General features: G+C 63.5%; 27 protein-coding genes. 18 read left to right on the top strand and 9 right to left on the bottom strand.

Annotated elements, in window-relative coordinates; translation table 11 throughout:
* Positions 1-52: 52 nt before the first annotated feature.
* A complete protein-coding gene (locus AC26AR_RS12605) occupies positions 53-1,087 on the bottom strand; it encodes a lysophospholipid acyltransferase family protein (protein ID WP_240499668.1) in 1,035 nt (344 codons plus the stop codon).
* Between the two features lie 430 nt (positions 1,088-1,517).
* Between AC26AR_RS12605 and AC26AR_RS12600 the strand changes: the two genes are divergently transcribed.
* Positions 1,518-2,264 (top strand): class I SAM-dependent methyltransferase, encoded by a 747-nt coding sequence (locus AC26AR_RS12600; protein ID WP_488107143.1) that lies wholly within the window; start codon positions 1,518-1,520, stop codon positions 2,262-2,264.
* Between the two features lie 286 nt (positions 2,265-2,550).
* Positions 2,551-3,981: an MFS transporter gene (locus tag AC26AR_RS12595; RefSeq protein WP_488107142.1), complete on the top strand. Its 1,431-nt coding sequence runs from the start codon at positions 2,551-2,553 to the stop codon at positions 3,979-3,981.
* A 69-nt stretch (positions 3,982-4,050) separates the two neighbouring features.
* Here the strand turns inward: AC26AR_RS12595 and AC26AR_RS12590 are convergent, their stop codons facing one another.
* Positions 4,051-4,710 (bottom strand): 2OG-Fe(II) oxygenase, encoded by a 660-nt coding sequence (locus tag AC26AR_RS12590; RefSeq protein ID WP_077375102.1) that lies wholly within the window; start codon positions 4,708-4,710, stop codon positions 4,051-4,053.
* Positions 4,711-4,842: 132 nt separating this feature from the next.
* Positions 4,843-5,472, bottom strand: a complete 630-nt coding sequence (locus AC26AR_RS12585) for a CoA pyrophosphatase (RefSeq protein WP_136938781.1) — start codon at positions 5,470-5,472, stop codon at positions 4,843-4,845.
* A gap of 140 nt (positions 5,473-5,612) precedes the next feature.
* On the opposite strand from AC26AR_RS12585, the gene AC26AR_RS12580 reads away from it, so the two are divergent.
* The gene (locus AC26AR_RS12580; RefSeq protein ID WP_488107141.1) at positions 5,613-6,197 is read left to right on the top strand and encodes an NUDIX hydrolase; all 585 of its coding nucleotides are present in this window, start codon (positions 5,613-5,615) and stop codon (positions 6,195-6,197) included.
* A 72-nt stretch (positions 6,198-6,269) separates the two neighbouring features.
* Here AC26AR_RS12580 and AC26AR_RS12575 read toward each other — a convergent pair whose 3' ends face one another.
* Entirely contained in the window at positions 6,270-6,581 is a 312-nt protein-coding gene (locus AC26AR_RS12575) for a YqfO family protein (protein ID WP_084208043.1), read from the bottom strand.
* A 160-nt stretch (positions 6,582-6,741) separates the two neighbouring features.
* Between AC26AR_RS12575 and ftsB the strand changes: the two genes are divergently transcribed.
* The 15 genes from ftsB (at position 6,742) to AC26AR_RS12500 (ending at position 19,934) form a co-directional block, all read left to right on the top strand.
* A complete protein-coding gene (gene ftsB / locus AC26AR_RS12570; RefSeq protein WP_077375092.1) occupies positions 6,742-7,116 on the top strand; it encodes a cell division protein FtsB in 375 nt (124 codons plus the stop codon).
* Positions 7,113-7,895, top strand: coding sequence for a 2-C-methyl-D-erythritol 4-phosphate cytidylyltransferase (ispD, locus tag AC26AR_RS12565; protein WP_077375089.1), 783 nt, complete (start codon positions 7,113-7,115; stop codon positions 7,893-7,895). The genes ftsB and ispD overlap by 4 nt, the downstream gene beginning before the upstream one ends.
* Positions 7,896-7,968: 73 nt before the next feature.
* Positions 7,969-8,475 carry a 2-C-methyl-D-erythritol 2,4-cyclodiphosphate synthase gene (ispF, locus tag AC26AR_RS12560; protein WP_169477230.1) on the top strand — a complete coding sequence of 169 codons (507 nt, stop codon included), beginning with the start codon at positions 7,969-7,971 and terminating at the stop codon, positions 8,473-8,475.
* The gene (gene truD / locus AC26AR_RS12555) at positions 8,468-9,643 is read left to right on the top strand and encodes a tRNA pseudouridine(13) synthase TruD (RefSeq protein ID WP_308457330.1); all 1,176 of its coding nucleotides are present in this window, start codon (positions 8,468-8,470) and stop codon (positions 9,641-9,643) included. The genes ispF and truD overlap by 8 nt, the downstream gene beginning before the upstream one ends.
* A gap of 58 nt (positions 9,644-9,701) precedes the next feature.
* Positions 9,702-10,448 carry a 5'/3'-nucleotidase SurE gene (surE, locus tag AC26AR_RS12550; protein ID WP_136938778.1) on the top strand — a complete coding sequence of 249 codons (747 nt, stop codon included), beginning with the start codon at positions 9,702-9,704 and terminating at the stop codon, positions 10,446-10,448.
* A gap of 194 nt (positions 10,449-10,642) precedes the next feature.
* Positions 10,643-11,377, top strand: coding sequence for a protein-L-isoaspartate(D-aspartate) O-methyltransferase (locus tag AC26AR_RS12545; RefSeq protein WP_488107907.1), 735 nt, complete (start codon positions 10,643-10,645; stop codon positions 11,375-11,377).
* On the top strand, positions 11,374-12,339 hold the full coding sequence (locus AC26AR_RS12540; protein WP_488107140.1) for a DUF368 domain-containing protein: 966 nt from the start codon (positions 11,374-11,376) through the stop codon (positions 12,337-12,339). Before AC26AR_RS12545 ends, AC26AR_RS12540 begins: the two co-directional genes overlap by 4 nt.
* Positions 12,332-13,579: a peptidoglycan DD-metalloendopeptidase family protein gene (locus tag AC26AR_RS12535; protein WP_254696544.1), complete on the top strand. Its 1,248-nt coding sequence runs from the start codon at positions 12,332-12,334 to the stop codon at positions 13,577-13,579. Before AC26AR_RS12540 ends, AC26AR_RS12535 begins: the two co-directional genes overlap by 8 nt.
* A gap of 61 nt (positions 13,580-13,640) precedes the next feature.
* Positions 13,641-14,615 carry an RNA polymerase sigma factor RpoS gene (gene rpoS / locus AC26AR_RS12530; RefSeq protein ID WP_077375080.1) on the top strand — a complete coding sequence of 325 codons (975 nt, stop codon included), beginning with the start codon at positions 13,641-13,643 and terminating at the stop codon, positions 14,613-14,615.
* A gap of 434 nt (positions 14,616-15,049) precedes the next feature.
* The gene (locus AC26AR_RS12525) at positions 15,050-16,420 is read left to right on the top strand and encodes a TolC family outer membrane protein (protein WP_077375077.1); all 1,371 of its coding nucleotides are present in this window, start codon (positions 15,050-15,052) and stop codon (positions 16,418-16,420) included.
* A 376-nt stretch (positions 16,421-16,796) separates the two neighbouring features.
* Positions 16,797-17,930 (top strand): alanine racemase, encoded by a 1,134-nt coding sequence (alr, locus tag AC26AR_RS12520; protein WP_488107139.1) that lies wholly within the window; start codon positions 16,797-16,799, stop codon positions 17,928-17,930.
* Positions 17,931-17,990: 60 nt separating this feature from the next.
* Positions 17,991-18,908, top strand: coding sequence for an LpxL/LpxP family Kdo(2)-lipid IV(A) lauroyl/palmitoleoyl acyltransferase (lpxL, locus tag AC26AR_RS12515; RefSeq protein ID WP_077375072.1), 918 nt, complete (start codon positions 17,991-17,993; stop codon positions 18,906-18,908).
* Between the two features lie 8 nt (positions 18,909-18,916).
* Positions 18,917-19,300, top strand: coding sequence for a TlpA family protein disulfide reductase (locus tag AC26AR_RS12510; protein ID WP_084208046.1), 384 nt, complete (start codon positions 18,917-18,919; stop codon positions 19,298-19,300).
* Between the two features lie 53 nt (positions 19,301-19,353).
* Positions 19,354-19,611, top strand: coding sequence for a hypothetical protein (locus tag AC26AR_RS12505; RefSeq protein ID WP_488107138.1), 258 nt, complete (start codon positions 19,354-19,356; stop codon positions 19,609-19,611).
* A 161-nt stretch (positions 19,612-19,772) separates the two neighbouring features.
* Positions 19,773-19,934, top strand: coding sequence for a DUF1328 domain-containing protein (locus tag AC26AR_RS12500; protein WP_084208047.1), 162 nt, complete (start codon positions 19,773-19,775; stop codon positions 19,932-19,934).
* Between the two features lie 141 nt (positions 19,935-20,075).
* Here AC26AR_RS12500 and AC26AR_RS12495 read toward each other — a convergent pair whose 3' ends face one another.
* From AC26AR_RS12495 to AC26AR_RS12475, 5 genes are all read right to left on the bottom strand, one after another.
* Entirely contained in the window at positions 20,076-21,452 is a 1,377-nt protein-coding gene (locus AC26AR_RS12495; RefSeq protein WP_127734649.1) for a DUF2254 domain-containing protein, read from the bottom strand.
* Positions 21,453-21,669: 217 nt separating this feature from the next.
* Positions 21,670-23,331, bottom strand: a complete 1,662-nt coding sequence (ettA, locus tag AC26AR_RS12490) for an energy-dependent translational throttle protein EttA (protein WP_077375059.1) — start codon at positions 23,329-23,331, stop codon at positions 21,670-21,672.
* Between the two features lie 214 nt (positions 23,332-23,545).
* Positions 23,546-23,791 carry a PA3496 family putative envelope integrity protein gene (locus AC26AR_RS12485; protein WP_077375056.1) on the bottom strand — a complete coding sequence of 82 codons (246 nt, stop codon included), beginning with the start codon at positions 23,789-23,791 and terminating at the stop codon, positions 23,546-23,548.
* A gap of 244 nt (positions 23,792-24,035) precedes the next feature.
* Complete coding sequence (locus AC26AR_RS12480) at positions 24,036-24,476, bottom strand: PAS domain-containing protein (protein ID WP_077375053.1); 441 nt, start codon at positions 24,474-24,476, stop codon at positions 24,036-24,038.
* 219 nt (positions 24,477-24,695) lie between these two features.
* A complete protein-coding gene (locus AC26AR_RS12475; protein WP_404625313.1) occupies positions 24,696-25,997 on the bottom strand; it encodes an MFS transporter in 1,302 nt (433 codons plus the stop codon).
* Positions 25,998-26,243 lie beyond the last annotated feature (246 nt).

Here is a 26,243-nt window from a genome sequence, read left to right as displayed (position 1 = left end):
AAGTCTGGAAGCTTGTGCCGGTTTGCGCCAGTGCTGCCCTGTCCCTGGAGAGTCAGGAGCGCTTCGCGTTGCGGCGGCGGTACTTGAGGTGGCGGCGCCAGCCCTTGAGGGAAAGCCAGGAATCGTCCCGGGGATAGAAGCGCTTCTCACGCCAGCCCGGCTGCTCGTCCAGTTCTTCCGGGCTCTTGCGCCAGCGCTTGTATTCCCATTGATACTGCGCGGGCGCCAGGGCGATCGCGGCTTCCACTGAGGCATTCACTCCCCGCGCCGAGATGACCTCGTCTTCGGTGTAGACCGCCTCATCCGCGGCGAGGAAGTGGATGGCGAAGCCATGGCCATCTTCCAGGCGTTGAGCGACACCGGTCACCACGCGGGCGTCGGTTCTCGCCACCAGCTTGGGGAGCAGAGTGGCGGTGTAGGCGGGGCGGCCGTAGAAGTCGGCGAAGACACCGCTGCCGCGTCCCGGTTCCTGATCCGGCAGGATGCCGATCGCCTCGGCGCGCTTGAGCGCCTTCAGCAACGCTGCCACGCCGCGGGAGTTGGTAGGCACCAGTCTCGCCCCCATGCGCTCACGCCCGTTGCGAATGATCGGGTCGAGCCGCTCGAACTTGGGAGGCTCGTACATGGCAGTGAAGGGGAAATGGCTCGAGAGCCAGAAATTGAGCACTTCCCAGTTGCCGAAGTGCGGCGCCAGCACGATCACGCCACGTCCCTCGGCACGGGCTTCGTCGAGCAGATTGCGACCGTGCACCTCGAGAATCGAATCGCGCACCGCGTCTTCATCACCCAGCCATACCTTGCCCAGCTCCAGCATGGTGGCGGTGGAGTGCGCGAGGCTCTCGGTCACGAGGCGTGCGCGTGCCTCACGCGGCTGATGAGGGAAGGCCTGGCCAAGATTTCTGCGCGTGACGCGCCGTTCCCGCGGATTGAGCAGTTGCACGAGACGCGCGACCGGGCGCGCCATCCACCACAGCTGGCGGGTGGTCAGGCCCGAGAGTCGCTGCCATAGCCAGGCGACGGCATTGGCCTTGAGGGGTAAAAGGCGCTGTTCCATGGCCTTTTCAAAACGCTTGAGAGTCTTTTCCATCGTCACACATGAAGTTCCGGTGGTCTGGCGTGAGATACCGCACTGGTCAGAGGGCGAGTCCTGCGCTGCCCGTCGCGCCCCATTGTGCCAGAGGGGCGTACGTCATGCAGGTTCGAGGCATCGGGGGGCACGCACTGACCTTCGTCGTGTGTGGCACGGGGCGTGCGGCCCGTTTGCTCTGCCAGTATCATGCTGGCATCGGCACATCCGGGATCACGTCGCTGGCGTGGTCCCGAGGCGCTCTGTCAGACAGTCAGACCACGGCACTGCCCGAGCGGTTCTCGTGTGCCGTGTTTTCCAGTAGTGCTTACCAGTAGTGCTTTTCGGTGATGCTTTCCCTGATGCGCTTTCCCTGATGTGCTCGTCCTGTCATGTCTTGTGCCTGTCATGTCTTGTGCCTGTCGTGTCCCTTGCCCTGTGCGGAGCCCTGATGTCATCTTCCCCCATTGCCCCCGAGTTCCCGGCACAGGCATTGCCTGAATCCGACCATCAATGCCCGCTATGCGCGACGCATGGCAGTCAACCTGTGCTGCATCTGGTGCAACGACGCAAGCCATGTCCGCGGACCGGTCAGCGTCCGCCTGCCGACGAGCGTGATTACCTGCGGTGTGGCGAATGTCATCTGCTGTATCTCGCGCCCTCTCAACGACTGGATGCCCGCGCAGAGCAGGACATCTACGACCAGCACGAGAACGACCCGGCAGACCCGCGCTATCGCACCTTCCTGTCCAGGCTGTTCACGCCGATGTGCGAGCGGCTGGCGGCCGGTGCCAGCGGGCTCGATTTCGGTTGTGGGCCGGGGCCAGCCCTGGCACGGATGTTCGAGGAAGTCGGCCACCCGATGGCATTGCATGATCTGTATTACCACCCGAACCCGGCAGCGCTCGCCCGTCAGCATGATTTCATCGTCAGTACCGAGGTGATCGAGCATCTCTACGCGCCCGGCGATGTCTTCCGTCAGTGGCTTGGGTGTCTCAAACCCGGTGGCCTGCTGGGGATCATGACGCAACCCGCCGCGGATGATCTGGATGCGCTCAAGCGTTGGCACTATCTGCGTGACCCGACCCATGTCTGCCTGTTCAGCCCGACGACCTTCGCCTGGCTGGCGCGGACCCATGGCCTGGCCTTCGAGCAGATTGCGAGCGATAGCGTCATCTTCCGCGTTCCGATGTCCTGAAGGGCTCGCGTGGCGGGTGTGGAGGGGAGATGCCCGCTACCGAGGCATGATCCAGTCGCCCCACGCGCGTGCGCCTGACCGGGCTGGCCGCGAGATTCGGGGCGAGACAATGAACGATGTCGCGAAATGACGTGAAGCTGACGCAAAAACACTTGGATTTGGCGCAGACTGTCACTATATTGCCCGCGCCTTGCGAGATTCCTGCAGGGCGCTTCCCTCTCCCGTAGCTCTCCGCACCTTGCGGCATTGGCCGAACGCAGTCCTGCGCCTGGCCGAGGAACTGGTCATGCCCCGTCATCTGTTGTTGATGTCTCTCGCGCCCTTGCTGGGCCTTGCCTTGCTGGGGATCGGCAATGCCATGCTGACTTCGCTGGTCCCCCTGCGGCTGTCTGCCGCCGGTGTCTCGAGCGAGGCGATCGGCCTGATCAGCTCCGCCTACTATCTGGGGCTTGGACTGGGAGCGCTGGTCAACGACCGCCTGCTGCTGCGCATAGGACACATCCGAGCCTACGCCGGCTTCGCCTCGCTGGTGGCAGTCGCCGCCCTGGCCATGGGACTGGGGGATCATCCCGTGGTGTGGTTCCTGCTGCGCATGATGATCGGCTGGTCGCTGGTCGGCGTCTATCTGGTCATCGAGAGCTGGCTGCTGAGTGCCGCCGACCCTGCCGTACGCGGACGCCTGCTGGCGCTCTACATGATCGTGCTTTATGGCGCGGGCGTGCTGGGGCAGCTGCTGCTGGGAGTAACCGCCATGCTGAGTCTCGAGGCGGCCTTCATGCTGGTGGCGATGCTGGCGGCGGCGTCCGTATTGCCGCTGGTGCTGCTGCCGCGCGTATCACCGCTGATCGAGCAATCCGAGCCGTTGAGTCCCTGGCGTCTGATTCGCATCACACCGACCGGCGTGTTCGGCTGCTTGGCTTCGGGGCTGGTGGTGGCAGTGCTCTACAGCCTGCTGCCCTTGGCATTGGGGGAGGGCGGCGTGCTGGACACCGCGGAGATCGGGCAGCGCATGGCGCTGGTGATTCTCGGCGGCATGCTGCTGCAGTATCCCATCGGGCGCTGGTCTGACAGTCATGATCGTCAGCAGGTATTGATCATCCTGTCGGTGGCCATCATCGGGTTCGCCGCCTTGCTGATGGGGCCGGCACGCGAAGGCATCGCGCAGTTGACGGTGTTGTTCCTGCTCGGCGGCGCGGCCTTCACGCTCTATCCGGTCGCGGTCAGCCATGCGGCAGACCGTGCCCCCGCCGGGGCGCTGGTGCGCATGAGTCAGGGATTGTTGCTGATCAATGCCGTGGGCTCGACCCTGTCACCGCCGGCCGTATCACTGCCGATGGCCGAGATGGGTGCCATGCCCGGCATGGCGCTGAGTCTGGCGGTGATGGGCGGTGGCATGCTGGCCTTCTTCGTCTGGCGACGCGTGATGCGTCCGGCGCCGCAGCCGCTGGCCCCCTTCGAGACCCATGCGCCACAGACACCACTGGGAACGGAGCTTGCCGTCGGGCCGGAACTGGTCGAGGCCGCCGAGGAGCACCTGCGGGATGCCGAGGTCAATGACCCGCTGGTCGAGGTGACTCGCGAGCTGGCCGTCGACATGCCGGAGCTGATCACCGAGGCGTCCCTGGATAGTCTCGAGGAGATCGAGATTCATGAGGGCGAAAGCCAGCGCCAGGCGCCCCGCCATGGCGAGGCATCCGACGGGCGCAACGCAGATTGAGGACTTGTGTGAGCGGCATGCCTCACGTGCGTTGCAAGGGGGTAGGGGAGGGTAGAGGAGTAGGTCGCACTAGCGGGAGGGGTCGACCAGGTTGCCCTGCGAGGCGTTGCGGCGGAACCAGCCGGTCACGCTGGCGCGCGCCTGTTTCGTCGGCAGCACCTCGTGGGGGATCCGTTCGGAAAGAAAGCACACGAAGGTCCCGGCCTCGGGGGTGACACGCCGGATTTCACGGCTGTCATCTTCGGGGTCGTAGAGCACGATCTCGCCACCGGCGTCCGCCGGCCAGTCGGCATTGAGATAGAGCACGCTGGAAATCAGGCGATTGCCACGCCCGCGGAAGCTGTCCAGGTGCTTGCGATAGAAGCTGCCGACCGGATAGTGGGCAAAATGCGCCTCGTACTCGAACAGCCCCAGATAGAGGGCACGGTTGAGTTCATCCTTGAGGACATTCATCGCCTCCAGGTAGGCACGCTGGGCACGCGAATCGCGATCCAGCCAGCGAATCGCATCACCGCGGATGTCCGGGCGAAGGTCATGCTCACGCCCGCGTCCGATTCCCGCAGCCGTCAGTCGCTGATGGCTCTCCAGCGCCCGCAACTCGTCATTGAGATGGCGGATCAGGTGTGCCGGCAGAAAGTCCGGGCGCACGCTGTAGCCATGCTCGACCAGTTCATCGATCAGCAGGTTGAGCGCGGTGGGGTCCAGCAGTGGGGCGGGTGCAGCGGGCATCGGGCGCTCCGGAAAAAGGGCAGAAGGCATCAAGGCGCAGTGTTATAGAGCAGCACGCGCAGGGGCGCAATGCCTTGAGTGAAGGCCTGGCAATCCTCAGCCCGCGAGACATGCGTCAATCACGCCAGAGGCTCATGCCCGTGGTGCATGGGGGCGAGGTGGCAGGTGGCGCAACGGAGCCCCGGGCGGTGGCGGGGAGGACAGGCTGATGGTGTGTCCGAACCCGATGGCCATCATCTCCACCAGCATCATCGCGGAAAGCCCCCACAGCAGCTGCCCGGCCACCTGATAGCCGGGCACGTACCAGGTGTCATCGCCCACGCGGATGACGTCGGTGTGGGCGCGTTCATCGCGCAGCAGCATGCTCAGTGGCATCTCGAAGATATGCGCTATCTCGCCGGGGTCGGCGCGCAGCGGCAGGTCGGGAGCGATGCGTCCCACGAAAGGCGTCACGGTCATGCCGTGCAGCGAGATCACATCGCTCAGTTGCCCGTATATCTCCACTTCGCCGGAGGGCAGAGCCACTTCCTCCTCGGCCTCACGCAGCGCCGTGGCCAGCAGACTGATATCCTCCGGCTCCGCCTTGCCACCGGGGAAGGCGACCTGGCCGGCATGCTGACTCAGGTGACTGGCGCGTTGCGTGAGCAGCAGCGTCGGTTCCGGGCGGTCGATCAACGCGATGAGTACCGCAGCGCGTGGCTGGTCGTTGCTCACGATACGGGGGTGATGGGATTGCAGGCGCTGGCGCAGAGCTTCTAGCATGTCGGGTCCTCGTTGACCTTCATCTTGTGGCGTGGGATGTGAGGCGGTCAAGATGCGAGGTGACAGCCGGCCGAGTCAGCGGCACCATTTCCAGAAGCCGAGCCCGGGCATCGGCGTTCAAGAGTTTCACGGGAGAGCGAATGAACTACTGCAGCCATTGTGGTGAGACGGTGCGTCTGGCGGTGCCACAAGGAGATGATCGACTGCGCTACCTGTGTGATAGCTGCGGCACCATCCATTATCAGAACCCACGCATCATCGCCGGTACCCTGCCGATACGCGATGGCAAGGTGCTGCTGTGTCGCCGCGCCATCGAGCCGCGCCTGGGGTACTGGACACTGCCGGCCGGTTTCATGGAGAACGCGGAGACCACCAGTGAGGCCGCTGCCCGCGAGACGCGTGAGGAAGCGGGGGCCGAGGTCAATCTCCAGGGCCTCTACACCCTGATTGATCTGCCGCACATCAATCAGGTCTACATGCTGTTTCGCGCCGAATTGACCAGCGATTTCTTCGCGGGTATCGAAAGTCTCGAGGTGGCGCTGTTCGCCGAAGAGGAGATTCCCTGGCAGTCACTGGCCTTCCCGACCATGGAAGTGACGCTGAGGCGCTATTTCGAGGACCGTCGTGCCCGCCAGGGAGAAGGCGAATTCCCGTTGCATCTGGAACAGATCGATCTCGAGACGCGCGAGCGCTTCTTCAAGACGACACATCTGCCCAAGCACTGAGCGGGCCGTGGTCAGGCTTCACCCCGGGACCTGCCGTCGCTTGACGGCGTGGCCGGGGTGGGCATCGCACCTTCAGAAGCTTTCCAGTCGCCAGCAGTCAATCGGCACTTCCTCGTAGGGGTGCGCCTCGCGCAGTGCGGCCACTGCCGTGCGAATCAGTGCGTCCTCACACACCATCTCGACCTTGACCTCCTCGACACGTTCCAGCGTGCCGCGTTCGCCGATATGCGGATTGGCACCGGCCAGCGGACGAAACTGCCCCGTGCCGCGCGTCTCGAAGCAGCAGGCCTCGTACTCGCCCATGCGTCCGGCACCCGTGGCGAAAAGCGCTTCCTTGACACCTTCCAGTGCTTCGTGTGGAACGAAGAATGCCAGTTTGTACATGGTGGGCCTCCTTGAGGGACGTGACGGGCGATGAGCGCCAGGGCGCCAATCGCCCCGGGGAAAGACGTGCGCTGGCGAGGACGCAGTCAAGCGTGGCAGAGCCTGCGCGGCGTCCCCTGATGATGGCATAATGCCCGCTGCAACGGCCAAGGACACTGCCATGCTCAAATGGATCAATATCTCACTGCTGCTACTGCTGGCTCTGCTCCAGTACCGGCTGTGGTGGGGCGAAAATGGCGTCACCGAATTGTTCGACATCCGTGCCCGCGTGCAGCAGCTCTCCAGGGAAGCGGCGCAGCTGGACAACCGCAATCAACGCCTGGGCGCTGAAGTGGTCGATCTCAAGAATGGTCTGGCGGCCATCGAGGAGCGTGCGCGCAACGATCTCGGCATGGTGCGCAAGGATGAGCAGTTCCTGTGGGTGCCCAACGTCGAGGTACCCAAGCGCCAGGTCTCGTCCGCGGATGAAGTGGCGGAAGGGGCGCTGGAAGGCAAGGGACTGGAAGAGGGCCTGCCCAAGGTGCTCAACCCATGACTCGCATGAATGATGCCCCGGCGCCGCGTCTCTGGTATCTGGTACCCGCCGCAGGCGTGGGCAGCCGCATGCAGGCTGACCGTCCCAAGCAGTATCTGGAACTGACGCCCGGCGGCAGTGTCCTGGAGGCGACCCTCACCACCCTCAGGCGCGCATTGCCCGAGGCCGGGTTGTGTCTGGTGCTGGGTGCGGAGGATGCCTATTTCACGCCGACGATGGTGCCATGGCAGGAGTGGCTGCGCGCCGATGGTGGCAGCGAGCGTGCCGACAGCGTGCTGGCGGGACTCGAGTGTCTGAGCCGAGTGGCGAGTGATGATGACCTCGTGCTGGTACACGATGTGGCGCGTCCCTGTGTCCGCGAGAGCGACATCCAGGCGCTGGTCAAGGCGGCACGCGAGAGTGACGACGGCGCCATTCTGGCCGCTCCCGCCAGTGACACCATGAAGCGGGCCGCTGTACTGAGCCATGCCGTGGAACGTACCGAGGGCTCAGCGCAGCGCATCGCGCATACCGAATCCCGGACAGGGCTGTGGCATGCCTTCACGCCCCAGGCATTTCCGCTGGGCCTGTTGCGCACGGCGCTGCGTGCCGCCCTCGCGGAGCAGCCCGAGCGCATCACCGATGAGGCCTCGGCACTCGAGGCCTGTGGACGATCCCCCGTGCTGGTGCCCGCGGCGCGCGACAATCTCAAGATCACCCATCCGGAAGACCTCGCCATGGCGCGCCTGTTGCTGGCGGCCCGCGAGGATCACGCCGACAGACCCCGGACACCTGCCTGACATGATGGATCATCCCGTGACCCCCGACACTTCGAGTTCCACGACCTCCCCCGCGACCTCCGGGCATGTCCCGATGTCACTGCGCATCGGGCATGGCTTCGATGTCCACCGTTTCGGCGACGGCGATCATCTGATGATCGGCGGCGTGAAGATCCCCTACGAACACGGTTTCGTGGCGCATTCCGATGGCGATGTATTGCTGCATGCGTTGTGCGATGCGCTGCTCGGGGCCTGCGGGATGGGCGACATCGGCAAGCATTTCCCGGATACCGACAGCGAGTGGTCCGGGGCGGACAGTCGCGGCCTGCTGCGCCACGTCGTCGGGCTGATCAATGCCGCTGGTTTCGGGGTCGGCAATGTCGATCTCACCGTGATGGCGCAGGCCCCCAAGATGGCGCCGCACATCCAGGCGATGCGTGAGGTGATCGCCGAGGACCTGCGTGTGCCGGTGGCGGTCGTCAACGTCAAGGCCACCACTACCGAGCGTCTCGGTTTCACCGGTCGCAAGGAAGGCATCGCCGCCGAGGCCGTGGCGGTGCTTGGCAGGCTGCCCGCCGCGGGTGGAGCCGAGCATGTCTGAAGTGAATGCCATGTCTGAGCCGCCCGAGTCCGATGCGCTGTCTGTCGCGGCGCGAACGGCACTGGAAGCCGCCGGCAGCGAGCCATGGGTCAAGGAAGCCGAGCTGATGCAGCGCTGGCCGCATGCCCATGGCGGCCCGCTGGGCGCAGGTGACTTCCGACACACGCCGGAAGACTTTCGCGTCACGGAATTGATGGACTTCGTGCCCGAAGGTCATGGGGAGCACCAGTGGCTCTGGATCGAGAAGCGCGGTCTGACTACTGACGAGCTGTGCCGCGAACTGGCAGGTCTTTGTGACGTGGCACCGCGTGACATTGGCGTGGCGGGACTCAAGGACAAGCAGGCGATTACCCAGCAGTGGGTCTCGGTATGGTTGCCGGGGCGTGAAGCCCCTGAGCATCTGAGTGAGGCCTTGGCCGAGAAGGGGGCACGCGTGCTGGCCAGCGTGCGGCACCCGCGCAAGCTCAAGCGTGGCGTGCATCGCGGCAATCGCTTTGCGCTGCGGGTGAGCGGCGAGGCCGTGGCCCATCCGGATTTCGAGACTCGCTGGCAGACATTGATACGCGATGGGGTGCCCAACTATTTCGGTCCGCAGCGTTTCGGGCACCAGGGGCATAACCTGGGGCGTGCACGCGCCGTACTGATACGTGGCTGGCGCAAGCGTGATGATCGCAGCGGCATGCTGCTGTCCACCGCGCGCAGCTTCCTGTTCAACGAAGTGCTGGCCGCGCGTCTCAAGGCTGGCTGCTGGGCGACGGCGTTGAGCGGTGAGGTGTTCGCGCTCGACGGGACGGGATCGCGCTTCGTCACCGATGGCAGCGAAGCTGTCGAGACGCTGACCCGGCGCCTTGCCGACGGGGATATCCACCCCACGGGCCCGCTGTGGGGCACCGGCCGTGGCGAGTCCCATGCGCAGGTCGCGGCGCTTGAGCAGGTGCTGGCGTCCAGCTGGCCCCAGCTCTGTGACGGCCTCGAGAAGGCTGGCGTGAAGGCCGAGCGTCGGCCACTGCGCCTGATGCCTGCCAATGCTCGCCTGGAGTGGGCCATCACGCCGGCCCAGGCCGATGCCGAGGCGACTGCGGCCAGTGCGTGGCTGCATTTCGATCTTCCGCGCGGCAGCTTCGCCACCGGCCTGTTGCGTGAGCTGATTGCCCACCCGCTGCTGTAGCGGCCTGCCCAGCGTGCGCCACGACATGACACCGCGATGAACATGAACAGGTGAGACGATGCGCAAGATTCTGCTTTCCAATGATGATGGGGTACATGCCCCCGGGCTCAAGGCCCTGCATGATGCGCTGTGTGATCACGCGCGAATTCGCGTGGTGGCACCGGACCGTGATCGTTCGGGTGCCAGCAACTCCCTGACCCTGAGTCGCCCGCTGATGCTGTCCGCGATGGACAACGGTTTCTACAGTGTCGACGGCACCCCTGCCGATTGCGTCTATCTGGGGGTCAACGGTGTCTGGGACGAGAAACCGGATATCGTGATCTCCGGCATCAACCACGGTGCCAACCTGGGAGACGATGTGCTGTATTCCGGCACTGTGGCAGCGGCGATGGAAGGTCGCTCGCTGGGCATGTCGGCGATCGCGATGTCGCTGTGTGGCAAGACCCATTTCGAGACGGCAGGGCGTGTGGCGGCGAGTCTGGTCGGCGCGGCCGAGACGCTGGCCTTGCCGCCGCGTTCGCTGCTCAACGTCAATGTGCCGGATGTTCCCTGGCACGAGATCCGCGGATTTCGCGTCACGCGCCAGGGGCATCGTGGTCCGGCGGGCGCACCGATCGCCGTGCAGGACCCTCGCGGGCGCACCCGGTACTGGATCGCGCTGGCCGGGGACGGAGTCGACGATGGTGAGGACACCGATTTCGCGGCCATCGCGGCCGGCTATGTGTCCATCACGCCGTTGATGACCGACCTGACCTCCCATGCGGCGCGTCAGGATGTGGAGCAGTGGCTGGAAGCACTGAGTTGACCTCGCGCGCCACCGCCTGACGGTCAGGGGTGTCGGGGATCGATCAGCAAGCCGGCGCAGGCGCGTCGGTCGACAGGATGTAATTCGATGTCATGAAGGACGTGTATCAGAACGGTTTTCCCGCAGTGCAGTCTGAGAGTGGGCAAGCCATGGCGGATTCGTCGGCCACTCGAACCTCATCGCCACCGGTGCCCATGCGCCTGGAGCGCCCGAATGCCGCGCAGTTGAGCGGTATCGGCATGACCTCTCAACGAACGCGTGATCGCATGGTCACGCGACTGGAAGAGGCTGGCATCCAGGACGAGCGGGTACTGGATCTGATGGCGGCGGAACCGCGCCATCTGTTTCTCGATGAGGCGCTGGCGCATCGCGCCTATGAGGATACCGCCCTGCCGCTGGGGCAGGGGCAGACATTGTCGCAGCCCTACATGCATGCCCGCATGACGGAGCTGGCTCTGGCCTCGGCACCGCGCCCGCGCGAGAAGTGTCGGGTGCTGGAGGTCGGCACCGGTTCGGGCTACCAGACCCTGCTGCTGGCGCGGCTGTTCGGTCAGGTGGCCTCGCTGGAGCGTATCGCCTTGTTGCATCTGCGTGCCCGGCAGCGGCTTGAGTGGTTCGGGCTGGACAATGTCCAGCTGCGTCACGCCGATGGCGGGCACGGCTGGCAGACCACGGCGCGTGAGACGGCCGTCCAGGAGTCGGTGACCCTGCCGGGGTTTGATCTGGTGGTGGTGACGGCATGTGCCTCGCACTTGCCGCAGGCATTGCTCCAGCAGCTGGCACCGGAGGGAGTGATGATCGTGCCATTGGCGGAAGACGGCAGTGATCGTCAATGGCTGACACGAGTGCGCCACGTCGGCGACACTCAGGATATTCAGCGGCTCGAGGCTGTGCGCTTCGTGCCGTTGCTCGAGGGAGTGATCAGGTGAAACGAGCATTGAGCGTGTTCTTCAAGGGGGCGGGCATGGGCGCTGCCGATGCCGTGCCCGGCGTCTCGGGAGGCACGATAGCCTTCGTGACGGGCATCTATGAAGAATTGATCGAAACCATCAAGCGCTTCGGACCTTCCGCCATCGGTGTCTGGCGTCAACAGGGCGTCAAGGCGTTGTGGCAGCACTTGAATCTGGCGTTCTTGCTACCGCTTGCCGCCGGCATTCTCGCCAGCCTGATCAGCGTGGCGCACCTCGTCACCTGGCTGATGGAGGCGCAGCCGCTGCTGCTCAATGCCTTCTTCTTCGGTCTGGTGGTGTGTTCCGGTGTGGTCGTGGCGCGGCGCATTACCGGCTTCAGGGTCGGGTATCTGGTGTGGCTGGTGCTGGGGCTGGTACTGGGGCTGGTACTGGCCAGTCAGCTGCCCAGCCTTCTGCCAGCGGGCACTGATGCGCCCTGGGTCATCGTCGCCGGGGGGGCCATCGCCATCAGTGCCATGTTGCTGCCGGGCGTTTCCGGCAGCTTCCTGCTGTTGACCATGGGCCTCTATGGCACCGTGATGACAGGTATCAAGAGCTTCGATCTGACGCTGATCCTGTTGTTCGGAAGTGGCTGCGCCATCGGACTGTTCACCTTCTCGCGTGTACTGTCATGGTTGTTTCGTCACCATCACACCGCGACACTGATGCTGCTGGTCGGCTTCATCCTCGGCTCGCTGCCGGTGCTGTGGCCCTGGCGCACGATTACCGATTATCGACTGGGGCCCAAGGGGGAGCAGGTACCGTTAGATTATCAATTAATGATGCCGGAGACCTATACCAGCGTGACAGGTGAGCCTGCCCAGTTGTGGGCGGCGCTTGCCCTGATGCTGGCAGGTATCCTACTGGTCTGGTTCGCGGGTGAGCGCTCAGGACCGGATGATTCTTCCAGTGATTCCCGCAAGGAGCAGGAACATGCCTGACATGATGGACAAGGGATTCAAGCTGGCGCTGGCGGGTCTGGCGCTGGGCGCTCTGACGGCGTGCAGTACCGCCACGACGCGTCCACAGATCCAGGATCTCAGTGGTGGCACGACACGCATCACCGCAGACAGCTATACGGTCCAGCGCGGTGACACGCTCTATGGCATCGCCTGGCAGAGTGGCCAGGACTTCCGTGACGTGGCGCGCATGAATGGCCTGCGCCCGCCCTACACCTTGCAGCCCGGGCAGACTCTGCGCCTCGACCCTCAGGCACCGTTGCCCGCGAATGCCGGCAACTCCCGTACGGCCGGCACGGCATCGGGGTCGGCATCAGGCACGGGCGTGGTGGCGACCGGGCTTGGCGGCAGCGATGACGCCATCGCCAGCGGCGGCGAGGTGCCTGACTGGCTGGCTCCGGATGAGTCGGCCATTGCTCAGCAGAAGCAGCGTGCTTCCCAGGCGCAGTCCCTGACCACCGGTAGCGGCGGCGTCGCGGCGGCTGCCACGGGCGCGGCCGCTGCTGCGGGCGTCGGCCCGGGCCCCGTGTATCAGGAAGGCAGTGAAGAGGCGCTGGCGGAGTCTGCGCGTGCACAGGCCGCGGACGATGCTTCCCGAGCCGGCGAGGCACTGGAGAGTGCCGGCAGCAATGCCCAGGCCAGGGCGAGTGAGGCCGAGGCTGCTGCTCGCAAGGCGGCGCAGGAGACCGCGGATCGCGAGAAGGCCGAGCAGCTGGCAGCGGCCAAGGCCGAGCGTGACAAGGCGGCGGCAAACGTGAAAAGTGCCTCCGACAAGGTTGAAAAGGGGACCAACGTTGCGGGCGCCACACCCGAGGCGGCACCGGCCAAGAAAACCTATGTGCCGGTAAAAAACGTTGACTGGCAGTGGCCTACGCAAGGCGAGATCATCGGCAAATTCGGTGAGTCCGAGAGTGTGACGGGCGGCATTGATATCGCTGGTCAAAAGGGGCAACCTGTCAAGGCAGCAGGGCCGGGGATTGTGGTCTACGCGGGGAGTGGAGTGCGCGGTTACGGCAACCTCATCATCCTCAAGCACAATGACCGTTATCTGAGTGCCTACGCCCACAACGACAGCCTCCGCGTCTCGGAGAATGATGTTGTCGAGGCCGGACAGGTAATCGCCACTCTGGGAGCCACTGACGCCGAACGTGCGCAGCTGCATTTCGAGATCCGCGAGGATGGGCAGCCGAAGGATCCCTTGAAGTTCCTGCCCAAGCGCTGACGTCCACCGCTGCCACAACAAGAAGTTCCTGGCACCAGACCAGAGACAACGGGGTATCGACATGAGCATGCTGGAAAAGGATATCGATCAGGCCGAGGTGGAGCTGTCCCTCGATGATGTCGAGGAAGACGATACGCTTGAGGCTGAAGCGGAAGAGGCGGCATTCGAACGCGCCCTGAACCGTGAAGAGCGCAAGCACTACCAGAGCCTGGATGCAACGCAGATCTACCTCAACGAGATCGGCTTCTCGCCATTGCTCAAGCCGGAAGAGGAAGTCTATTTCGGGCGACTGGCGCAGGCGGGAGACCCTGCCGGCCGGCAGCGCATGATCGAATCCAACCTGCGTCTGGTGGTCAAGATCGCACGGCGCTATCTGAATCGCGGATTGTCACTGCTCGACCTGATCGAGGAGGGCAATCTGGGCCTGATACGCGCGGTGGAGAAATTCGACCCCGAGCGCGGTTTCCGCTTCTCGACCTACGCCACCTGGTGGATCCGTCAGACCATCGAGCGCGCGTTGATGAATCAGACGCGCACCATCCGGTTGCCGATTCATGTCGTGAAGGAGCTCAACATCTATCTGCGCGCTGCTCGCCAGTTGACGCAGAAGCTTGATCACGAGGCGACGGCCGAGGAAATCGCCGATTTCCTCGACAAGCCGGTGGAGACGGTCAAGAAGATGCTGGGGCTCAATGAGCGAGTGTCCTCGGTGGACTATCCGATGGGCGGCGAGAGCGACAAGCCGTTGATCGAGACGATCGCCGATGAAAATGACACCAGCCCCGAGTCCAGTCTGGTCGATGTCGACGTCAAGGCACATGTCGATGAGTGGCTGGCGGAGCTGACCGACAAGCAGATGGAAGTGGTGGTACGCCGCTTCGGGCTGCGGGGTCACGAAGCCGCCACGCTGGAGGAGGTCGGAGAGGAGATCGGTCTGACGCGTGAGCGAGTGCGTCAGATTCAGGTCGAGGCGCTCAAGAAACTGCGTCGCATGCTCGAGAAACAGGGCCTGTCGCTGGAATCCATCTTCGAATGATTCGCTGACATGTCATCGACGGGACTGGCAGCTGTCATCGTCTGGCCCGATATCCGTGACATCCTGCTGGATAGTGGACGCAACACGACATGAAAACGGCCCCCCGCTTGCGGGCGGGCCGTTTTCATATTTTCTGAGCATTGGTTTGGCAGGCTATGGGGTTGGCAGAAAGATGACGGTGCATATGATTCGACACCGGGGCCGTGTTGCATTGTTGCTGGGATGGAAACGCTGTAAGGCAAATGAAGTTAGCCAACTAACTGGACGCCTTGCAAGGCGACGATTAGACTGAGTCCTTTTTCCACGACCCGCCCCCGAAGGGGCTGATGCCGTCATCAGCCGGCCCGTGAAACGACCTTATCTCCCCTTGCCTTGGTGCCTTTGGCGCATCATGCAGGTCACGACTGACTGTTACCGATCAGGAATACGCATACATGGCCAACATACGCATACTGCCTCTGGTGCTGGCGATGGGTTTCGCGACCCAGGCCCAGGCTGCCGATCTGCTCGACATTACCCGTGATGCGCTGACCCACAATGCCAGCCTGTCGTCCTCTCGCTCTCTGTATCAGAGCGTCGAGGACAACGAGCGGATCGAGCTTTCGGATCTGCTGCCACAGATCTCGGCCACCGGCACCGTGTCACGCACCGATGTCACGGGCAATTCCCAGAGTGGTGTGGAAGGGGATTACACCGACAGCAACATCGTGCTCAACGTGAATCAGCAGCTGTTCGACGCTGCCGACTGGTATGAGTTGGCGACCAGCAAGGACAGTACCGAGCAGCAGAAACTGCTGCTGGATTCCGATCAGCAGCAGCTGTTGTACGATGTGGCTTCCGCATACTTCACCATCCTCAACAACCGGGATGTGCTGGATGCGCGCATCGCGCAGGAGAAGGCCTTTTCCCGTCAGCTGGATCAGGCCAATCAGCAGTTCGAGGTCGGGCTGATCGCGATCACCGATGTCCAGGAGGCCAGAGCGTCCTTTGATGACGCACGCGCCCAGCGGATTGCCGCGGAAGCCGACCTGCAGGTCAGCTTCGAGGCACTTCAGCAATTGACCGGCCAGCAATACGATTCCATCGATGGGCTGGAAGAGGATCTCGCCATCGAAGCGCCGGTGCCCGCCAGTCGTGGCAAGTGGGTCGAGATGGCGTTGGTCAACAATCCCTTGATCGGTGCCGCGCAGAAGGGTGTCGATGTCGCCAAGGGTGACGTCAAGACCTCGCGTGCCGGTCATCTGCCGGAAGTCGGTGCCTTCGCGACCTACTCCTATGATGAAACCGACGTCGCATCCTCCGGGGGATATCAGGAATACAACCAGATCGGTATCCAGGCGTCATTGCCGATCTATACCGGTGGTCGCACTTCCGCGCAGGTACGCCAGAGCACGCACCTGCTGGAACAGAGCCAGTACGACCTGCTGGACCAGCAGCGTTCCACTACCCAGAGCGTGCGTTCGCTCTACAGTCAGGTCCGCAGCGACGTCCTGACGGTCAAGGCGCGCAAGCAGGCCATCGTCTCCAGCCGCAGCGCGCTGGAAGCCACACGCTCGGGGTATGAAGTCGGTACCCGTAACATCGTCGATGTGCTGGATGCCGAGCAGGCGCTCTATCAGGCCCTGGCGGACTATGCCTCCTCGCGTTACACCTACGTGCTGGATCTGCTCAACCTGCGCCAGGCGGCGGGCATCATCGACGTCAACACCGTGCGCGATCTGAACGAGAGCCTCAAGCGCGATCGTCAGGTATCACTGGTTCTGCAGGACGAAGACGACACCGAGCTGGATGGCCCGGCCCAGTGATCTGATACTGGCCTGACCGGCTTCTCCTGACACCCCCATCGGCCATTGCCGGTGGGGGTGTTCGCGTATCGGGGGGCAGAAATCTCGCCGTGAAGCGTGAATCACAACAGCTGTGATGCTTGTCTGGAGGAATATGCCATTGATTTGATGAAAACCAGAGATAACGTCAAGAAGTTGGCTTGATGTTTGGTGGTTTTCACCGTGACCTTGGCGCGATGATGGAAAATAATTGATGGCTGGAGAACGCCTGCTCCGGTTGGCCGCCTCCTTTTCATGGTGCGTGCCTTGCTCGCTCGTTGGCAGGTCCCAACTTGCTGCGTCACCCGTGCGTGATTCGTCGTGTCTGTCCCTCTTTCTCATTGTCTGGAGTTGCCTCATGTCCCGCCCGTTGCGTGCTGATATTGATCTGGATGCCCTGCGCCACAATTATCAGCTGGCCTGTGAGCTGGCGCCGAATTCCCGCTCGCTCGCCGTGATCAAGGCAGACGCCTATGGCCACGGGGCCGTGGCATGTGCCCGTGCGCTGGCAGATCTGGCACCGGCATTTGCCGTCGCGACCATCGAAGAAGCGCTCGCGCTGCGGGAAGGCGGTATCACGCATTCGGTGGTATTGCTCGAAGGTGTCTTCGAGGCATCGGAATACCAGCTGGCGGCGCAGCATGACTTCTGGTGTGCCATCCACAGTGAATGGCAGCTGGCCGCCCTGGAGGCGGCAACGCTCCCCGGGCCGATATCCTGCTGGATCAAGTTCGATTCCGGCATGCATCGTCTCGGCTTCGATGCCGAGCAGGCCAGGGCGGTCAAGGAACGCCTGGTGGCGAGTGGCAAGGCGCAGGACCTTCACCTGATGACGCATTTCGCCACGGCCGACAGCCTGACGCCCGATTATTTCCAGCATCAGATGGCGGCAGTGGAAGCGCTGGCCGCTGAGCTTGCCCTGCCACTCTGTCTGGCCAACTCCCCGGCGACGCTTGCCTGGCCGCAATCGCATGCCGCCTGGAATCGTCCCGGCATCATGCTGTACGGCGCGGACCCGCTGGAAGGGGCCAATGATGCCAGCCGCCGTCTGAAGCCGGTGATGACCCTGTCTTCCGCCATCATTGCCGTACGCGAGATCGCCATCGGCGAGCCGGTGGGCTATGCCGGACGTTTCGTGGCGACGCGTCCGACACGTATCGGTGTCGTCGCCTGTGGCTATGGGGATGGCTACGATCGCCATGCGGTGGACGGGACACCCGTACTGGTCGATGGCCAGGAGACCGTGCTGGCCGGCAAGGTATCGATGGACATGCTGACGGTGGATATCACCGACCTGCCGGAAGCGGGCGTCGGTTCTCGCGTGGTGCTGTGGGGCGAGGGGTTGGAGGTCAATCGCGTGGCCGCCAGTTGTGACACCATCAGCTATACCCTGCTGACAGGGATCCTGCCGCGTGTTCCCAAGCATTATCACGGTGGTCAGGCACGCGAGGCGGACCCGATGGCCTCTCAGGCAGTGGATACGTGCGCCTGACCTGACGGCAGGGCTCGGGCGGTCTACAATGGCCGCCGTTGCCCGTTGAACGAGAGAGTCATGGCCAAGAAGACCTACCCCGAGAGTTTTGCGCATCCCCGTTACTGGCCGGCCTGGCTGGGAATCGGGGCCATGAAGGCCTCGGCCTTCCTGCCCTGGTGCGCCAAGCTGTGGCTGGGGCGCGGCATCGGTGAGCTGGCATGGCGTTTCGGCAAGCGTCGTCGCCATATCACGGACACCAATCTCAAGCTGTGCTTCCCCGAATGGAGCGAAGCGGAGCGTGCGCGTCAGGTACGCAAGACCTTCCATGCCAACGGTATCGGCATCTTCGAGACCGCCACGGGGTGGTGTCGAGACCCGGAGCACATGCGCGACCGCGTGACCTTCAAGGGTCAGGAGCACATGGAGCGCGCCATGGCGCAGGGCAAGGGCGCGCTCATCGTGGGCATCCATTTCTCGACACTGGATCTCGGTGGCGCACTGCACTCGCTGTTCTTCCCGGCCGATGTCGTCTATCGCCCGCATGACAACCCGCTGTTCGAGCGTTTCATGACGCGCGCGCGCAATGGCATCTTCGGCACGGCCATCGATCGCCATGACCTGCGGGGTGTGGTGCGCCGCATCAAGAGCGGGCATGGCGTGTGGTATTCGCCGGATCAGGATTTCGGTCGGGACGTCAGCGTCTTCGCGCCGTTCTTCGGTATCGATGCCGCCTCCATCAAGCTGACGGCCAAGATCGCCCGCATGACAGGGGCGCCGGTGATGCCCTTGATGTTCCATCGCAATCCGGACAATCGTACCTATACGCTGGAGTATCTCCCGGCACTCGACAACTTCCCGAGTGGCGATGATGTCGCAGATGCCACGCGCATCAATGCCTTCATCGAGGGGGCGATCCGCAAGCATCCCGAGCAGTACCTGTGGTTGCATCGCCGTTTCAAGACTCGTCCAGAGAAATCCGATCCGTCCCTGTATTGAGGTGAACCATGAGCAATGACACGTCTTCTCTCGCCACTCTGGCCGATGTCGAAGCACGCCTGGCGGCCGGCGATACCTTCGTCCTCAATCAGATTGCGCAGTGGTGCCCGGACTGCACCGTGCGTCAGCGTCCGGCGCTGCCGGCCTTCGAGGCGGCTCTGGCGCGAGGTGGTCTGCCGCTGGTGAGTCTGTGCGTGCAGGAGACTCGCGGAGTCTATCTGAGTGAGGCACATGCGCAGCTGAGCGAGCGCATCGGTGGGGCGGGCTATCCGCGTACGCTGCTGGTGAAGGAAGGGCGGCCTGCCAGCGTGGACAGTGGCCTGAATCGGGTCGAGGTCATGAGCGAGCCGGAGCTCATCGCCTATGCCGAGGCCATGATCGCGGCGCTGTAAACGTCACTTGAGCCCATGTGTGAGCCGACGAGATCTGCCGTGACGCGACACGCATGGGCATCATCGAAAACGCCCCGGCAGGAACTTCCTGGCGGGGCGTTTTCGATGGAGATCAGGCGGCACCCGACAAGCAGCGCCACTTGTCCGAGCTGCATGCGTGCGGCCAACCGGATGCCGCCTGCCGTGTGCCTGAAAATAGACCTGCGGATGATGAGGGAGGCTTTCAACCCGCGCGGGAAAATCTTTTACCGATTCGAGACATGGCCTTGACTTTACTTGTATTGATTACCATCTTCACATGGACAAGGTGATCAAGCGGTCTGTCGTGACTCCGCCCTCTGGCAATCACGTCAGCAGCCACACCTGATGAGCGAAGGGCGAGCGCGTCGAATGAGGCGCCACATGCAGAGGCAGTCGTCGTGCCGCTGCGGTCGTCGCCCACTACCGGTTCTCCATGACATAAGGAATTGCCATGCTCAACTATGCCATCATCTTTCTGATCGTTGCCGTGATTGCCGCCGTACTCGGCTTTGGCGGTATCGCAGGTACTGCGGCCACCATCGCCAAGGTACTGTTCGTCGTCTTCCTGGTGTTGTTCCTGGTGTCGTTCTTCAAGGGGCGTCGCAAGCCCTGATATGGACGGCTTTCATCACGACGCAAACGCCCGCAGACGGTAGCGACCGCTGCGGGCGTTTGCGTGTCACCAGGCCATCAGGCCTTCAGGTCAGCAAGCCATCAAGTCATCAGGCCAGCAGCAAGTCATCAGGCCAGCACGTCACCACGGGGTACCTGGCAGCGTCAGACGATGATGCCCGGCCTTGAGGCCCTGCTCGATGAAGCGCCTGTCCACCTCGAACTGTGCCTGGGCAAGGATGGCCTCCACCACCTTGTCGGCATGTTGTTGCAGCAATGCCAGTTGCGCGTCATCGCTGCCCAGCAGTGACAGTGTCTTGAGCAGCGAGAGCAGCGCCAGACAGATCGAGAGGTCATCACGACCATAGTGCAGGATGGGGGAGATGCTGCGGTAGAGCAGACTGTCGAAGCTCTCCATCTCCCAGCTGACCCGTATGTGATCTTCCTCATCCACGCAGCAGTTGCACAGGGGCAGCTGCATGCGCTCACTGAGCAGTTCGGTGAGTTGATGCAGGCACAGGCGTGCGGTGCCCGGATCATTGATGCCGGGGGACAGCGCCTTGATGGCGACTTCCATCAGCTGGGTCAGGCCGTGCTCGTGAAGGTCATCGACGGATTCCCCATCCAGATAGCCCAGTGCCGCGCGCAGCTTCTTGATCAGTCCTGCCTGATGATGCTCATCGAGCTCATCACCCGCCGAGACGCCTTCGGGCAGGCCCGCAGGCCATTCGATGCGCATCAGCGGCATGCCACTGACGATGAAGGCCCCGAGCGCGAAGTCCAGGTGCACGATCATGTCGTGGTCGATGGCCAGCTGGCGAAGGGCCGCGAAATCGACCTGCTGCACATAGCCGCGTCGCTTTGCTCTCAGCAGCTGGCAGCGTGACGTGTCGCGAGTGATCTGGCGCTCGCCGAAACCGTCATGGCGATTGCGCTCTCGCAGTCGTTCAAGCGAGACCCGCGTGCGCCCGGACAGGCGGCGAGCCACGGCATTGATCTGCACGGACTGTGATGCCTGGTGGATGAAGTAGATGAACATCCCCAGGCAATTGACCATCATCAACACGCCCAGATAGACCGCGATGGAGCGCCATAGCGTTGGCGAATCGCCGGTATTGGGTACCATCAGGTTGATGAGCAGGAACAGCAGACTGCCCAGATAATGTCCCAGCACCAGCTGATGGTGACGCTCGGTCACCAGCCCCAGCAGCAGCTTGTGGGAGAACTGTGCGCCCGCCTGGGTCAGCACGCTCATCACCATGGTGAAACTGAAGACCATCAGCGAAATGAGCCCGCCGACCAGTGCCGCCAGCAGAGTGCGCGGCGTGTCGTGCTCCTTGAAGGTCAGGGCATTCAGCATCTCGCTGGCTGGCAGTTCATGTGGCTCGGGGAGGCCGGAAGGCAGCACCGAGATCAAGCCAAGCAGGATATAGAGCGTCGCCAGCAGGCTTGGCAGATAGGCGATGCTGGTGGTGAAGGTGCGTAACCACATCAGCGGCTGTTGCAGCCAGCGATTCATGGGCAATTCCTGATCCTGTGAGTGGCGCGACGGCGTGTGCGACGGACGGCCGTGAGTGACGGCAAGCATTCGCTCCGTTATCTCCCGTGTTCGGCCTGACTGCAAGTGCCAGAGGCGACGCGGGAGCGCCCTTGTGAGGCTTGCCTCAAACGCAGGACGCCCTTGCGGCGTCAGCGGCAAGGGCGTCCTGGTCAATCCAGCGGTTCAGATCACCGGATCAGGCATCGATACGCTTGTACTTCATGCGCTTGGGCGCATCGTTGCCGACACGCGCATGGTAATCCTCTTCGTACTCGCTGTAGCTGCCCTCGAAGAACACCACGTTGGAGTCCCCTTCGTAGGCGAGGATGTGGGTCGCGATGCGATCCAGGAACCAGCGGTCGTGCGAGATGACCAGTGCACAGCCCGGGAAGGCGAGCAGCGCCTCTTCCAGTGCACGCAGGGTCTCGATGTCCAGATCGTTGGACGGCTCATCCAGCAGCAGCACGTTGGCGGCCTGCTTGAGCGTCTGCGCCAGCTGCAGACGACCACGCTCACCACCGGACAGATCAGACAGACGCTTCTGCTGATCCGTGCCCTTGAAGTTGAAGCGGCCGACATAGGCGCGTGACGAGACTTCATGGCCATTGATGTTGAGCATGTCCTGGCCACCGGAGACGGCTTCCCAGACAGTCTGATTGTCTTCCAGGCCATCACGCAGCTGCTCGACGTAGGCGATCTTGACGGTCTCGCCCAGCACCACTTCGCCGCTGTCCGGGGTTTCCTTGCCGGTCACCAGCTTGAACAGCGTGGACTTGCCCGCACCGTTGCCGCCGACGATACCGACGATGGCACCCTGGGGAATGGTGAAGGACAGGTCGTCGAACAGCAGCTTGTCCTCGAAACGCTTGGTGACGTTGTGCAGCTCGATGACCTTGTCGCCCAGACGCGGTCCCGGCGGAATGTAGATCTCGTTGGTCTCGTTGCGCTTCTGGAAATCACCGGACTGCATTTCCTCGAAGCGGTTGAGACGCGCCTTGCTCTTGGCCTGACGGCCCTTGGGATTCTGGCGAACCCACTCCAGCTCTTGCTGGATGGCCTTGTTGCGTGAGGCTTCCTGCTTGGCTTCCTGCTGCAGGCGAGCGTCCTTCTGCTCCAGCCACGAGGAATAGTTGCCTTCGAAGGGAATGCCCTGGCCACGGTCGAGCTCGAGAATCCAGCCCGCGACATTGTCGAGGAAGTAACGGTCGTGGGTGATGGCGACCACGGTGCCGGCGTAATCGTGCAGGAAGCGCTCCAGCCAGGCGACGGACTCGGCGTCCAGGTGGTTGGTCGGCTCATCCAGCAGCAGCATGTCGGGGCTCGAGAGCAGCAGGCGGCAGAGGGCGACACGGCGGCGTTCACCACCGGACAGCACGCCGACATTGGCATCCCACGGCGGCAGGCGCAGCGCTTCGGCGGCCACTTCCAGCTTGCGCTCGAGGTTGTGGGCGTCGGAGGCCTGGATCAGGTCCTCGAGCTTGGCCTGACGCGCGGCGAGGGCGTCGAAATCGGCGTCCGGCTCGGCGTAGGCGGCATAGACTTCATCCAGCTCCGCCTGGGCATTCTTGATGTGGGCCAGAGATTCCTCGACGCACTCGCGCACGTTCTTGGAATCATCGAGCTCCGGCTCCTGGGGCAGGTAGCCGACATTGAGGCCCGGCATGGGACGCGCTTCGCCGTTGTAGTCCTGATCCACGCCGGCCATGATGCGCAGCAGCGAGGACTTGCCCGAGCCGTTGAGACCGAGCACACCGATCTTGGCACCCGGGAAGAAGGACAGCGAGATGTCCTTGAGAATCTCGCGCTTCGGGGGGACGACCTTGCCCACCCGGTTCATGGTATAGACGTATTGCGCCATGGAATCCCAATTTGGTTGGAGAATGGAATGACGCGCTGATGATAGTGCCCGTGGTCACGCTTGACCAGTCAGGGCCATCGTTGGCGTGACGGCGGCCATTCCATGGCCGGTTCGCTGACGGGGCTGCAACCCCCTGGCCTTCACCGGGAAGCGGTGTGGCGAACCTTCCCTGAAGGGGCATCTCGAGGCTAGCCCCGGCCTCATCGCGAGGCGCTCACTCCTCCTCTCCCCAGTCACTGGCGTCCAGCAGGTCATCATCATCCGCTTCATCGTCCCAGCCTTCACGGATGGAGCGTGCCAGCGCACGTTCTTCCAGCAGGGCTTCGAGACGCTGGCGCGAGTCGCTGCGCTGGGGCCTGGCGGGGGTGGAGCTGGAAGACAGTTCGAAGTCCACGTCGTTGGTGGCTTCCTCCGCCAGGGCGGTAGCATCGATATCGTCGAGGAATTGTTCGCGGGCCATGGGCGGACCTCCCGATCATGAATCAGTCTGCCAGACGCGAGGCGTCAGACACCGCCTGCGGCGACCTGCCGAAGGCTCCTTCGCTATATAGCGCTGGAGAAGTTCGATGACAAGTCCTGTGTGCGTGGAAGCATGCTCTGGTGGGTCGCGGGGAAGTTTTCGTCTGCGCACGAACGCCAACGCCCACCGGGTGGTGGGCGTTGGCGAGTGGTTCATGGCCGAAAGGAGGGGAGCGTGTCAGTGATCACTCGACATCGCTCTTGCGGGCTTCCCGCAGGCGCTCCAGCTCCTCATGCGCGGTCATCAGGCTGGTGACATCCTTCTGGACACCGACGAAGTACTGGAGATTGTCGTGCTCGTCGAAGACCGGTGTCATGGAGAGTTCGTTCCAGAACAGGCTGCCATCCTTGCGATAGTTGCGCAGTATCTCGCGGCACGGGCGCTTGTCGCGCAGCGCGGCACGGATGTTGTCCAGCTGTGGCTGGTCACGGTCGTCATTCTGCAGAAAACGGCAATCGCGGTAGAGAATCTCGTCGGCGCTGTAACCGGTAAGGCGCTCGAAGCCCTGATTCACGTAGATCAGGATGTTCTCGTCACCTTCCTGTTCGGCCACCACGATGCCATCGTCCGAGGCATTCACCACTCTCTCGAGCAGCTCGGGGCTGATCATGTGGGGTCTTTTCATCTGGCACTGATCCTTGCGGCTAAAGAACCCGGCCCTTGTGACCGAGCCCGAGAGTACGGGTATCGGGTGCCTGTCCGTGTGCCCGGACATTCCAGCACCATCATCGGTTTCACTATGGCGGGGAGACGCGGCTTATGCAATCGCAGCCGCTAATGTGTCGGGGGTTAGCGCCTGTCCCGGGCCCCCGTCGCGAGGTTTGGCAGACCGCTCTGTCCGGTATCAGTCGTCTTCCACTTCCGGCAGACGTTGCGCACACAGGGCGGCCGCCGTGGCGACACCAGCCAGAATCAGCAGCAGCCACTCGCTGCCCAGCCATTGGGCCAGACCGCCGATGGCCAGACCCAGCACCAGCATCAGCACGCCGGTGAGGGTGTTGGACAGAGCCACGTAGAGCGCGCGATTGTCAGCGCTGGCGAGATCCACCACGTAGGTCTTGCGTCCCAGACGAATGCCGGAATGTGCGATCACCAGCAACCCGTAGACCACGGCATAACTCCAGACGCTGTCGGAAAGCGCTCCGGGCCACCACACCATGCTGCCGGCCAGCGCGCAGCACACGGCGGCACCGGCGCCGGCGTTGCGCATCACGCGCCGACTCGATGTATCGGCAAGCTTGCCCCAGATGGGGCTGGCGACCATGCCCGCCAGGCCTGACACGACCACCAGTACCCCGAGTCCGCCGAGGCTTTCGCCACTCTGCTGCTGGCCCAGCAGCGCGATGTAGGGGAGGGCCAGGGCACTTGAGAGCAACAGCGCACGCGCCAGATTGAAATTGCGGAAGGCGGCGTCATGGCGCAGCTGGCTGAACCCCTGGCGCACGGTGTTCCAGGCATTGGCACCGCCGCTGGTGGCGCCGCGATCTTCCTTGATCAGCGCCGCGCAGAAAGCATTCAGACTCCAGCCCAGTGCCGCAATCGCCATCAGGGTGGCAAGCACCTGTTGACCGGGCTGCTCGCCCAGCAGCATCAGAACACCCCCCGCGAGCAACGTCATGGCGCCGGCCAGGCTGCCACTCCATCCCATCAGGCGGCCACGGCGCTGCTTGGCGATCGTCTTGCCCAGCACGTCCTTGGTGGCGATGGAGGCCACGCCACGCCCCAGTGACAGCACGACCAGACACCCCAGCACCAGGCCACCGGCCAGGCTGCCGCCCAGGCCACTGTCACCGTCGCCTCGAGAGAGCAGCGTGATGATCACCAGGCTGAAGGCCATCAGCGCTTGCAGCACGGACCCCGCGACCCAGACCCATTTGCGCCGCGGGAGCGGGCGGATGAAGCCCGCCACCACCAGTTGCGGCAGCAGGGCGCCGGCTTCACGAATCGGCACCAGAAGCCCCACCATCCACACCGGGGCGCCGATCAATCCCAGCAGCCACGGCAGCACCAGGCGTGCACTTGCCAGCTCGTCGGCCAGCTTGGTCCCCAGCGAGGCCAGCAGATGGCGCCAGACATTGCCGGGCTGCTGATGGCAGGCATCCTCGGAGATATCCTTGCACATGCGCGAGTCTTCATCGCCGGTCATGCGCTCGAAGAAGCGGCTCTGGGCGCCGCTGGTGGTGTCCTTGTCCTGGTCCTGCTCCGGGCGTTGTCCCGTGGCGTGCTCCTTCTGGGGGTCAGGCGTCCCTGTCGTCGTGGCCTCCGTCGAGGCATCTGACGAGGGGCTTGAGGCCGAGCGTGAGGCCGAGCGCGAGGAGGGAGACGATGGGGACGAGGACGATGACGGGTCTGACATGCATGGCTCCGAAGGTCAGCGGCTGAATCCTCATTA

This window comes from Cobetia sp. PS-4MA (assembly GCF_057670765.1).
This window is presented reverse-complemented; position numbering and strand designations above follow the sequence as displayed.